The sequence below is a fragment of the Blautia sp. MSK17_66 genome, from assembly GCF_020538025.1.
Taxonomy (GTDB): domain Bacteria; phylum Bacillota; class Clostridia; order Lachnospirales; family Lachnospiraceae; genus Blautia_A.
On the sequence record NZ_JAJBNQ010000030.1, the window covers coordinates 38,774 to 50,662 of the forward strand.

Below are 11,889 nucleotides of genomic sequence, written 5' to 3' on the forward strand. Positions count from 1 at the left end.
CTGACTACACCTCCTTATTAAACCGGTAGCCAATCCCTTTGACCGTTTGTATATACTTTGGGCTTGAAGGATTGACTTCTAATTTTTTACGAAGCCGACTGATAATCGCCATAATGTTACTGTCATCATAGAAATATTCTTCGCCCCAAACTTCCTCATAAATCTGCTGTTTTGTCAAAATTTTTCCTTGATGCTTTGCACAGTACAGGAGCAGATCAAATTCCTTTGGTGGAAGTTCAAAAGTGCCATTTTCCGTCGTAACAGAACGATTTTCAAGGTCAATTTGCAATCCATCAAAATCCAGTTTTTGCACAGCTCCGGCTTGATGATTAAAACGGGTGTAGCGGCGAATGAGGGACGCAATACGGGCAATCAGTTCGTCCATATCAAACGGTTTTGTCAAATAATCGTCCGCCCCGGCTCGTAAGCCCCGCACTTTAGAAATGCTGTCATTTTTGGATGTGAACATCAAAATCGGCAGGCTGTTCTCTTTGCGGATTTCTTCCAGCGTTTCAAAGCCATCCATACCGGGCATCATCACATCCAGCACTACAAGCTGGTATTCCTGCTCTTTTAATTTCTGTAAACCCTCTTTCCCGGTATTACAAAAATCAGCTTCTATGTTTTCTGCTTGTACGCTGCGTTTAATCAAAGCACACAGTTCTCTGTCATCATCTATAATCAGGATTTTATTCATGATGCAACTCCTTCCCTTGTTTTGTTGTTCCGTCATTCGGCTTTTCTACGTTCTTGGCGAACTGCAATACATTATATGTATTTTTTGATATAATTTCATATAATGTGCGAATTGATTTCATAATTGTATGCCATGGAATGTCAGCAGAGTAAGAATAATTTCTTTGATAAACTTTCCATAGATTTTCCATAACAGAGCTGGATTGAATCTCGTCAAAAACCTCATCTATGTCTTCAGTTTCTATCTGTTCTAATGTTTCTCGCTTCTTAGCGGTAGCAACAAGTGCATCCCTTAATACATCTTTTGAAAGTTGCTCCCCATACAGTTTTTGTAAAATATAGATGTCATAAAAATCTCTCATTCGTGTATTTGTAACGTTTCGACTAATAACAGTTTCCAGTTTTTCAGCCAATACCGTTTCCAGATTATATGCCCATACCTCGATTGTGCGATTTTCAAGCATAAGATTAAATTTGTACTTGATTTCTCTTGGTGTAATGATATCTCCTGTAGAAATATCAATCTTTAATGGTGTGATTACTCCATCAAATTTTGTTTCCATGCTTACACGAACACCCGGATAATCTGCTTCTTCCATGATTTCTGATATCCGTTTGATCCGAAACAAGACACCATCGTTCAGAGGGATTGATATAATTTTGGATATAATCATCTCTACATCCTCCACACTGACATTAGTGCCTTTTATGGTAGCATCCAGATCCATAGTAGCTCTGGCATCCAGACCGACCATTGCCGCCACCAGCATCCCACCTTTTAATATAAACTGATTTTTATACTCTGATAAAGAAATTCGTTCTAAAAAACGTTCCATCATATAATTCCGCATCAAAATCTGTGCATCTGCGGATTTTTTCTTTGACAGATTACGAACCAAATCCTTTAATTGTCTTGCCGTTGTTATCATCTAAAGTAACACCTCCAAATATGGTCTTAGTATCTTTTCAACATGAAACATAGCTGCGTATTTCATAAGCATCCGTAAGTTTTTATCCTTACGTTTCGCATATTGCTTTAATGCATCTTGGAATACCTGCATTTCAATATTTTTCCTGCTGCGAAGCAGATCGCAAATCGTTCTCTCCATATCATAAACCGGAACTGAATGTCCAAATGATGTCAGCATAGTTGTGATCCCTATTTCATGTAAATCCTTTTTTACTGTATACACTTGAAAACCGTCTTCCTGCAAACGGCTTGGATTATATCCAGTTCTTACTGTTATGGTGTATTTCAAAGGCTCTCTGTCCGTTAAATCATGAAAAAACAATGCAGTTTCGTGAGAAAATACAGCTTGACCACAACGCAAATGCAAAAGGAACATCGCATCTGTCCACGTATCAGGTGATACATACACACCATGAGAAGCTTGCTCTAATCCTCGTTCCTTCACATAGGCATAAAACACAGACTTACTAATTCCATTATTTAGGACTTGAAATGTCTGAATTGTCCCTCCACATTCACGCAATAACAAATCTAATTTTTCAAATTGAGTCATATAGATTCTCCTTTCATGCTAATATGATAATATATATTAGCATGAAAGTAAATATAAATAACGCCAATGAACAAATTAGATTTTAAAAATATCCCCGTTCTTCCTGCCAGTCTTTCACATAACATCGGATTCCGATATAGACCACATGCACAAGAAGTAATAGCACAATAAGGTTTATCGGAATAACAGATTTTATCCACTCACCAAAGTAGATTGCGATAGCTATGCTCATTAGTGCCACCATAATACTGATGATATCCCAGCAATATTTCCAGTAGATTTTTCCAACCTGATAGCCAATCCAAACTATAATCAATCCTGTTATTATGAATAAAATCCCCATAACAATAGCTGCGATCAGCCAATACACAATCCCGGAAATGACACTGTTTGAGATTCCATCGCTTAACTGTCCGAAAGAATCTGCGCCTGTCACAAATTCTTGAAACAGGCTTACCATTCCTTTTCCTATCGTACCGAAAAAAGTGATGCAGTCATTAAGGAAAACTGGAGAGAGGATAGCAGTAAACAGTGTGGTGGCTATGCTGTACCATGCCAGCAGGAACATAAGGATTTTATAACCAGCCGTCATATTTTTATATTTTTTCTCCAACTGGATTTTGCGGTTATCGCATTTCTCTTTTGCTTTCTGGTAAGCAGTGCGGTCACAGTTATCGCATTTCTCATAAGGTACTTTTTTCTCGACAGGCACATCTACTGTCTTTTGGTGCGTCTGTGCATAGCGTTTTGCCTGCTCCGCTTTTTCATACTTAAATTTCCATGCCACGACTTCTGCGTCGGCTCTTTTCCTGCTGTCTATCTCGCAGGTTAATTGTTGCTCTGTTTGCCTTAATCTTGTCTGCAATGCTTCGATATTCTCGGCTCTGTTTTCGCTGTTCAATTTCTCGTTCAAGCTCAGCAATCTGCTTAGCTGCCTGTTCAGTTCCATAATCGTCTCGTCTTTCTGATCCAGTTCGTCCTGCATCTGTTCCGTCATCAGCAGAAGTTCTTCCACCTGCCCGACGTTCTCTGAGTTTACGCATTCTCTCATCTATATCCCTCGCATTCTCTATCTGCTGTTTAAGGTCAGCAATTCGCTGTTCTGTTTCAGTAATAAGCTGTTCTCGTTGTTCAGCTTCTGCGTTAATTTCTGCCATTGCTGATTCTCGTTTTCCAACTGTTCGATTCTGTTTTTCAGCTGCTCGATCTGGGAAAGCAGTTCTTCTGTATCTGGCAAAAGATTCAGCAGCCCGGATAACTCGCTGTTTAATATCTGCAAACTCTGGTTCTGCTCCTGAAAGGACAGAAGCTGCCTGTCCCGTTTCTGCAATTCCTGTACCATCTCTGCCATAAGCTTCTGCTGTTCCTCGATCTGGTTTATCATTGACTCCATCATGGGAATAACTTCCCGGCTTTCTTCTAAGGTCATTCAATCGCTCCTTCCATTGTGATAATGCACCAGACACTTTTCCGAAACTGATCTGTATCTTTTTCAACAGTGTATTTTGTCTTTTTATGATCTGGTTTTCCTCTACTTTCCATGAAGCTGTCTGTACCTGTCCATTTTGAAACTTCTCATCAATTTTTCTTGCATCTGCACCCTCATGAATTGTAGGAATTTCTAATTTCCCCTGTCTTGCATAGGAACGGTGGTCAACCCGTTGCTCTACTGATAAATGTGCATTACAGACTTTCGCCCATTCGCTCCGCCACAATTCACAATTCTTTGGATCATTCCACCCGGTAGCATCGGTCAGCACCCGTTTCCATTGTTTGCGGTTCCTTGCACCAACTTTCTGATTACCATTTTCGTCCAGTACCGGGATTCGGATTCCATGACGGTCAGGGTTCTTTTTATCCTGCCACCAGTCCGGGTTGGACTCATCAACCACGATATTTCCGTCAGTATCTCTGACAAACTCCCAGTCTTTGACTTCTTTGTTTCCCCATGAGTAGTCTGGATTAAAGGGACGCATGGTTACAAGTAAATGCACATGCGGGTTTCCATCGCCCTTATCGTGAATGCTCCAATCTGCACACATGCCTTTGTCAACAAAGTTTTTCTGAATATAGTCCGTTGTATATTTGATCTGTTCCTGTCGGCTCCATTCTTTCGGAAGAGAAAACTCAAACGACCTGCCGAGTTGTGCATCCGAGGTCTTCTCAATCTTCAAAACTTCATTCCACAAACGCTGTTTCTGAAAAGTAAGTTTAAATTTTTCCAGTGCAGCATCTTTGTTATCTGCTCTTTTATATCGGACAGATTTCTGGAACCGTCTGATATTTTCAGCAGGTACATTCAGCCATTCCTGTGGTGCATTTTCACACATCAACAGGCTGGTATAAACAACTTCTCTTTTGGAAGTGTAATAACTGATTCTGCCTGTTTCTTCATTTTTCATCACATCGCCATTGAGATAAGCAGATGCCGATATGATGGATTTTCCTTTGCTGCGTCCAACAATCTTTACTGTATAATGAAAAATTGCCATGATCCGTTTCCCCCCTTTCTGCCGTATCCGGCTTTGATTTCCGTCAGGTAACGTTTTCCTAAAAGAAAATGGTATCTGCCGGAACGCCCTCTGCGTAAGAGTGCCCTGTGCATAACAGCCTGCATGGAATGCGCCCCTCTGGCGAAGAGTGCCTCCTGCGGCATGAGCAGGTCTGCATGAAATGCCCGCCGACGGAACGAGCCCGGCAAGCATAAGCGCAGACCGGTTGCCATCTGTGGCAAACTTATACGGACGACCTCTGGTTGTCCATAAGTGCGCCCTTCATGAAAAAGCTATGAGGGGAATGGAAGCTCCACTCCCTCCGGCATTACACTTCCTCCGTATTTGTAACTGGCTCTTTCTGCATTGCCTTTGAGAAAAATTTCCCATTTGCTTCCTGCCTTTTTAAGAAGCCGACCAATTTGGGAATATCTTCTTCCTCAATCGCACAGCCAAGCACTGATTCCACTGCACCGCCGACCTGACAGAGCCTGTGAGTTCGTTTTTTACTTTCCTCAGCTTTCTTTCGCTTTTCCAGTTCCCGTTTCTGTGCTGCGTACTGTTTCGCTTTCTCAAGGCTTTCCTGTTCTCTCTTTTCCAACTGGAGCATACGCTCCTCATAACTCTTTGTTGATCTTGCCATAAATATCATCGTCCTTTCTTTTTTCTACCAAACATAAGTTTCCTGTTGTCTGTCAGACGAAGTGCATGGTATAATCTGCTTGCGTGTAGGTATATCATGGCTTCGGTCTGATAGAACCTTTGGCGGTTTCTTTTGGAACCGCCTTTTTAAGTTGCACCGTTTCTTGTGACGGCTTTTACATTTCCCTTATCCCTCAAGTCCCTGCCCTCGTTGGCTTCCATGAAGAGTTCCAGCATATCCGTTTTGATCAGGACTTTCCTCCCGACCTTTAATACCGGAAGTTTCTTCCACTCCACCAGCTTTCTCAGGGTGTTCCTGCCGATTCCTGTGTAATCCGCAGCTTCCTCAATAGATAAGGCAATCTTTCTTTGCGTCATGTGACCACCTCCTTGCAAATTGCATTATGCAATTTCTTTTGTGCTGTCAGTATAACGTGTTTATATCGTCCTGTCAAGCATTACGAAATTGTATTATTTGTTATCGAATTGCATATTGCAATATTATTTGTTATGTGGTATAGTAATGACATACCGAAAAAGGAGGCACATCAGCATGAAAGATAAAGAATTACGCAAGCTGATCGGTAGCAGGGCAAAACAGCGCCGTACAGAATTGAATCTGACACAGCCTTATATCGCTGAGAAGATGGGTGTGACTGCATCTACAATCCAGAGATATGAAGCCGGAACGATTGACAATACGAAGAAAATGGTGCTGGAAGGTCTTTCAGAAGCTCTACATGTATCTGTGGAATGGCTCAGAGGAGAAACAGACGAATACGAAACAGACATTACGGATAAAAGGGAATTACAGATTCGTGATGCAATGACGGATATTCTCAAACAATTACCTCTTGACCTTACGAAAACAGAAGATGCTTTTTCCAAAGACTTACTGCTGTTAATGTTGAAACAATATGAACTGTTTCTGGATTCGTTCCAGTATGCCTGCAAAAATTACAAGGGCAATACAAAAGAAGCGGACATTGCCAAAACACTAGGGTTTGAATCGAATGATGAATATAACGAGATTATGTTTCTCAGGGAGATTACCCATACTGTCAACGCATTCAATGACATGGCAGATATTGTAAGGCTCTATTCCAAGAAACCGGAAACAGCAGAACAAAGGCTTGCAAATCTTTTATCCGAAGTTATGTATGAGGATTCTGAAACGGTATAGTAAGGCAACCGGAGTTGTGATATACTTACACGCAAGAAGCATTTCAACAGTTCCGATTGTCTGATATCGAAAGGAGACATACGATTATGGCAAAAGGATCTGTTAGAAAGAAAGGAAAGAAATGGTACTACCGCTTCTATGTAGAGGACGCAAGCGGCAAAATGGTTCAGAAAGAATATGCCGGAACCGAAAGTAAAAGTGAGACGGAAAAACTTCTCCGCAAGGCACTGGAAGATTACGAAGATAAGAAATTTGTTGCAAAGGCAGATAATCTTACTGTAGGTGAACTTCTGGACATGTGGGCAGAAGAAGAACTGAAAACCGGAACACTCAGCAACGGCACAGTGGAAAATTATCTTGGTGCAATCCGCTGTATCAAAAAACACCCGATTGCAGACCGCAAACTGAAAACAGTTACTGCCGAACATTTACAGGCATTTCTTGATCTGCTTACATTCGGTGGTGAGTTTCCAGACGGGAAAGTAAGAAAAGGATACAGCAAAGATTATATCCATTCTTTTTCCGCAGTGTTACAGCAGTCATTCCGTTTTGCAGTATTTCCAAAACAGTTAATCAGTTTCAATCCGATGCAGTATATTAAGCTGAAAAAACAGGCAGAAGAAGTTGACCTCTTTTCCTATGATGAAGTCGAAGAAGGCACACAACCGATTTCACATGAAGATTATGAACGGCTTATCAAATATCTGGAAAAGAAAAATCCACCTGCAATCCTGCCGATCCAGATTGCATACTATGCAGGACTTCGTATCGGGGAAACCTGTGGTCTTACATGGCAGGACATTAACCTTGAAGAACAATGCCTGACCATAAAACGCAGTATCCGTTATGACGGTGCAAAGCATAAAAATGTAATTGGCACAACCAAGCGAAAGAAAGTAAGAATTGTTGATTTTGGAGATACGCTGACTGAAATATTGAAAGCAGCCAGACGGGAACAACTGAAAAGCTGGATGCAGTACGGGGAACTTTACCACCGCAACTACTACAAAGAAGTGCATGTGAAAAACAGGGTGTATTATGAATACCATCACCTTGACGGAACACAGGAAGTCCCGGCAGATTATAAAGAAATATCCTTTGTCTGCCTCAGACCGGATGGCAGTCTGGAACTGCCGAGTACACTCGGCATTGTTTGCAGGTCAGTATCAAAAAAGCTGGAAGGATTTGAAGATTTTCACTTTCACCAGTTACGACACACCTACACCAGCAACCTGCTCTCGAATGGGGCGGCTCCGAAAGATGTACAGGAACTGTTAGGACATTCCGATGTCAGTACCACAATGAATATCTACGCTCACTCAACAAGAAAAGCAAAGCGGGATTCCGCAAGACTTCTTGATAAAGTAGCGAGCAATGCCTAAATAAAATTTCCCTTATTTCCCTTGCGGATTCCTCCCAAGGGCAAAAACAAGGGAAAATACATATCATTTCACTATCTAAGGGGCTGGAAAGCCCGTAAAATAAGGAAAGTTCAGGAAATCTCTCCACAAATTCCGATTTATCTTTGCCTTATGTTATCATAATTCGGTTTAAATTGCTATAAATAGCCTTATCTCAATAATAGAAAACCCCAGAAATCATTAAGATTCCGAGGCCTTATGTTTGAACATATTTACCTTTTAATTTATGTAACAAATAAAATTTTGATTGACCTTTTGTTAATATGAATCAATCATCTGCATTAGCTTCTTATAAAATTCATTTCTATCGTTGTAAATTTTTTCCAATTCTTTTTCTGTAAACAGTGCATAGGTTCTATCAGGAACAGCTGTCAAGCCATCGCAGCTAAATGGTATGCGCCGCCCACCCCTGAAAATGGCTGCTTCCCAGTATTTTTTTCTAAAATATTTAATTATTCCCATGTAGTACCACCTCTTTCCCATATTTGTTATTGACGTTCTGTTAATGGATGTTGTCAGTCATCATGCCCCAGATAAAGCAGGCAAGTTCTCTGGCGACTGCTGTTTTGGCTACATTAGCCTTCTTATTCTGCCCCAGAACCAGCTGATAGTATCTGCGTCTCAGGCGCTCATTCGCTTTATCAGCGTAAGCTATGATATCAGCCGGATTTCCTTTCTGCCTTGCTTTCAATGCCTTTGATTTATAGCCTGGTTTTCCACGTGTATAACTCTGGGCTGCTTCCACTAGCAATGTTCGTATATGACTGTTTCCGGCTTTGGTAATTCCGAGCCTGTTCTGATCCTCACCGCTGGAATCTTCGCCTGGTGTAAGCCCCAGATAAGATGCAAACTGCTGGGCACTGGCAAAGCGTTTAAAATCGCCAACTTCTACAAGGGTAGATAAGGCCGTCTGGATTTTCACACCAAGGAGACAGGACAGATGACTGACATTTTCCTGGTAATCTTCTTTTGATGCAAGTTCCTCAATACGCTTATCAAGTCTCTCCAGTTTGTCAGTCAGCTGATCATAGGTGGCAAGATATTCGGTGAGGATTTCCTGATAAAGTCCTTCTGGCTCTAATGAGCGCAGCCATGTTAAATGTGCCTGTGTCCAATGGCTTTTCGTAGTATCATACCGGTAATTATGGCGAAGACAGAACGTTAGGATCTGTTGCTTGATCTTTTTCAATGCGAGTTTGTGATCCTGCCGCATCCGAATATATTCTTTCACCTGCTCATCCTGTTCCGTTGGGATATGTACCGGGCTGTAATCATGATGTGCAAGACATCGTGCAATCAGGGCAGCATCTCGTTTGTCTGTTTTTACCTTTTTCCTGCCCGTCGGTTTTGACATAGTTGTTGGAGCAAGAATAATGCACTTCATGTTATGGCTGGTAAGCTGGTGGTATAACGTGAAACCAAGTGTTGCTGATCGACGCGGATCCACAGGGAAGTTTAACAGCAAGCATTATTTACAGACAGTTACTTTAAAGATTTATCAAGCGATGCTAAAATTTTATATGGACTGATGTTAGATCGAATGTCTCTTTCCATCAAGAATCAGTGGTTTGACGAGAAAAACAGAGCATATATCTACTTTTCCATCGAAGATATCATGGAATTACTGAACTGTGGCAGAAATAAAGCCATCAAATCCATGAGAGAACTGGATGACGAAACAGGAATTGGTCTGATTGAGAAACGAAGACAGGGATTTGGAAAGGTGAACGTCATCTACGTGAAAACCTTTATGTCTGAGAAAACAGATGAGAAAAAATTTGAAGAGGAATTAAAGAAGTTTAAAAAACAAACTTCTGTGGAAAATGAGGAACCTACAGAAGTCTACAATTCAAACTTCATGAAGTCCCAAAATCAAACTTCAAGAAGTTTACATTTCAAACCCTAATAATACTAATCTTAGTGATACTGAAATGAATGATAATAAATCTAATCATATCATATCTGTGGATGAGAAAAGATTTGATAGCGATAATCGCTCTGAGGATTATCAGGCTTAACGAACATATTTAATGAAACATCGGAACCATCTTCTTTTTGTTGTCTACCTATAATAACGATTGGAGTAGTCGATTATAGACACTGCAATCAAAAAAATCTGAAAATATATTTATCAACATTACATAAAAGTGTGTAAATGCACATAAAATGGGAATACATATTGAAATTCAGGTCGTTCTGTGATAGAATCTCATTACTAAAAAGTGTGCAGATGCACGGAAATGGGGAGTGCAATGATGGAGATTAAAAGAGACGCCTACCTACAGCAGCTGATCGAGCGAAAAGATAATGGAATGATAAAGGTGATTACCGGCATTCGTAGATGTGGCAAATCCTTTTTGCTGTTTACCATCTTTAAGAGATACTTACTGGAGAACGGCGTTGATGTTGATCATATTATTGAGATTGCATTGGACGGTATTGAAAATGAGGAACTAAGAGATCCTAAGGTGTGTTTCAAGTACATCAAAGATGCCATGAAAGACGATGGCAAATACTATCTGCTTCTTGATGAAGTGCAGTTCATGCCACGATTTGAGGAAGTGCTGAACAGCCTGCTACGCATGAGCAATATTGATGTGTATGTCACCGGAAGTAATTCCAAGTTCCTGTCCAGCGACATTGTGACCGAGTTCCGTGGCAGAGGTGATGAGATTAGAATCTATCCTCTTTCCTTTGCAGAGTTTTATTCTGTCTATGACGGTGATTATGATGATGCCTGGGATGACTACATGATCTACGGAGGATTGCCGCAGATCGTAAGTTTCCAGAGCGAACGACAGAAAGCGGACTATCTGAAGAACATCTTTGCAAATGTCTATCTGAAGGATGTTATTGAAAGAAATAAGATTCAGAACGTGGATGAGATTGGGATTCTGGTTGATGTGCTTGCATCTGCAATCGGCGCACCGACCAATCCTTCAAAGATTGCCAATACCTTTGCCAGTGAGCGTCAGATGACTTATGCTAATAAAACCATCTCCAAGCATATCGACCATTTGACAGATGCCTTTTTGATTTCCAAGGCAAGCCGATACGATATTAAGGGCAGAAAATATATCGGTGCAAATCTGAAATACTACTTTACTGATCTGGGACTGAGAAATGCACGTCTGAATTTCAGACAGCAGGAGCCTACTCATATCATGGAGAACATTGTTTATAACGAGCTGCTGATCCGTGGCTACAATGTTGATGTGGGTGTCGTGGATATCTTCGATAAGGATAAAGAGGGCAAACGTGTTCGCAAGCAGTTGGAGGTTGACTTTGTGGTGAATCAAGGAAACCAGAGATACTATATCCAGGTTGCATATGACATGACTTCGGAAGAAAAACAGACGCAGGAGTTCAATTCTCTGCGTAATATCCCGGACTCTTTCAAGAAGATCGTCATTGTAAATGGCAGCAAAAAGCCTTGGAGAAATGATGAAGGTTTTGTCATCATGGGAATGAAGTATTTCTTGCTGAATGCGAATAGTCTGGAATTTTAAGTCGATTTGAGTTGTTGCTGTGGTGTTGTTCTATTTCAAAAAAGAGTGAAATGATATAAATAAGGCCACGGCTGATTTCGTGTTGGAACAGCCGTGGCTCAGTTTATTTTTTTATCCGTACAAACGAGACTGTTCCACAGATTATGTAGAACAGACAGAGTACGATTCCGATAGTGAGAACATACGAGAATAAAGATGAACTTAAGAACGAGATAAACAAAAGTTTGTTGAATTAAAAATGAAATAAAGTTCCAGTAATCATAGAGTGTATGGATTCAATTCCATATGCTCTTTTTCTTTACTGAAAAATCTAATGTTACGAGTTTCTTACGAGTGGCATTAAAAAAACTCGCAAGAAAACTCGTAAGAAAAAAGTAAAAAAATTTGCTTTTGACCACTGTAAAACATGCTCTGAGCGTTTCG

At 40.7% G+C, this 11,889-nt stretch carries 12 protein-coding genes and 1 pseudogene; 4 read left to right on the top strand and 9 right to left on the bottom strand.

Annotated features, from left to right (window positions below; genetic code table 11):
- Positions 1 to 4: 4 nt before the first annotated feature.
- From LIR34_RS14910 to LIR34_RS14940, 7 genes are all read right to left on the bottom strand, one after another.
- Positions 5 to 697, bottom strand: coding sequence for a response regulator transcription factor (locus LIR34_RS14910; RefSeq protein WP_002594745.1), 693 nt, complete (start codon positions 695 to 697; stop codon positions 5 to 7).
- Positions 690 to 1,625: a nucleotidyl transferase AbiEii/AbiGii toxin family protein gene (locus tag LIR34_RS14915; protein WP_237998141.1), complete on the bottom strand. Its 936-nt coding sequence runs from the start codon at positions 1,623 to 1,625 to the stop codon at positions 690 to 692. Before LIR34_RS14915 ends, LIR34_RS14910 begins: the two co-directional genes overlap by 8 nt.
- Positions 1,626 to 2,219, bottom strand: coding sequence for a type IV toxin-antitoxin system AbiEi family antitoxin domain-containing protein (locus LIR34_RS14920; RefSeq protein WP_055056411.1), 594 nt, complete (start codon positions 2,217 to 2,219; stop codon positions 1,626 to 1,628).
- A gap of 82 nt (positions 2,220 to 2,301) precedes the next feature.
- Positions 2,302 to 3,006: a DUF6040 family protein gene (locus tag LIR34_RS14925; protein WP_173685913.1), complete on the bottom strand. Its 705-nt coding sequence runs from the start codon at positions 3,004 to 3,006 to the stop codon at positions 2,302 to 2,304.
- A complete protein-coding gene (locus tag LIR34_RS14930) occupies positions 2,990 to 4,711 on the bottom strand; it encodes a MobA/MobL family protein (RefSeq protein WP_173755580.1) in 1,722 nt (573 codons plus the stop codon). The genes LIR34_RS14925 and LIR34_RS14930 overlap by 17 nt, the downstream gene beginning before the upstream one ends.
- A gap of 328 nt (positions 4,712 to 5,039) precedes the next feature.
- Positions 5,040 to 5,354, bottom strand: coding sequence for a hypothetical protein (locus tag LIR34_RS14935; RefSeq protein ID WP_019162971.1), 315 nt, complete (start codon positions 5,352 to 5,354; stop codon positions 5,040 to 5,042).
- Positions 5,355 to 5,500: 146 nt separating this feature from the next.
- Positions 5,501 to 5,731 carry a helix-turn-helix domain-containing protein gene (locus LIR34_RS14940; RefSeq protein ID WP_097773271.1) on the bottom strand — a complete coding sequence of 77 codons (231 nt, stop codon included), beginning with the start codon at positions 5,729 to 5,731 and terminating at the stop codon, positions 5,501 to 5,503.
- A gap of 175 nt (positions 5,732 to 5,906) precedes the next feature.
- Between LIR34_RS14940 and LIR34_RS14945 the strand changes: the two genes are divergently transcribed.
- The gene (locus LIR34_RS14945; protein ID WP_173903134.1) at positions 5,907 to 6,536 is read left to right on the top strand and encodes a helix-turn-helix domain-containing protein; all 630 of its coding nucleotides are present in this window, start codon (positions 5,907 to 5,909) and stop codon (positions 6,534 to 6,536) included.
- Positions 6,537 to 6,622: 86 nt separating this feature from the next.
- The gene (locus LIR34_RS14950; protein WP_074732835.1) at positions 6,623 to 7,918 is read left to right on the top strand and encodes a tyrosine-type recombinase/integrase; all 1,296 of its coding nucleotides are present in this window, start codon (positions 6,623 to 6,625) and stop codon (positions 7,916 to 7,918) included.
- Positions 7,919 to 8,215: 297 nt separating this feature from the next.
- Here the strand turns inward: LIR34_RS14950 and LIR34_RS14955 are convergent, their stop codons facing one another.
- A complete protein-coding gene (locus LIR34_RS14955) occupies positions 8,216 to 8,419 on the bottom strand; it encodes a hypothetical protein (RefSeq protein ID WP_173903135.1) in 204 nt (67 codons plus the stop codon).
- A 40-nt stretch (positions 8,420 to 8,459) separates the two neighbouring features.
- Positions 8,460 to 9,404 carry an IS110 family transposase gene (locus LIR34_RS14960; RefSeq protein ID WP_265107741.1) on the bottom strand — a complete coding sequence of 315 codons (945 nt, stop codon included), beginning with the start codon at positions 9,402 to 9,404 and terminating at the stop codon, positions 8,460 to 8,462.
- A gap of 15 nt (positions 9,405 to 9,419) precedes the next feature.
- Between LIR34_RS14960 and LIR34_RS14965 the strand changes: the two are divergent.
- Positions 9,420 to 9,972, top strand: a pseudogene (locus tag LIR34_RS14965) (replication initiator protein A); the annotation flags it as partial.
- 240 nt (positions 9,973 to 10,212) lie between these two features.
- Positions 10,213 to 11,466, top strand: coding sequence for an ATP-binding protein (locus LIR34_RS14970; RefSeq protein WP_055182611.1), 1,254 nt, complete (start codon positions 10,213 to 10,215; stop codon positions 11,464 to 11,466).
- Positions 11,467 to 11,889 lie beyond the last annotated feature (423 nt).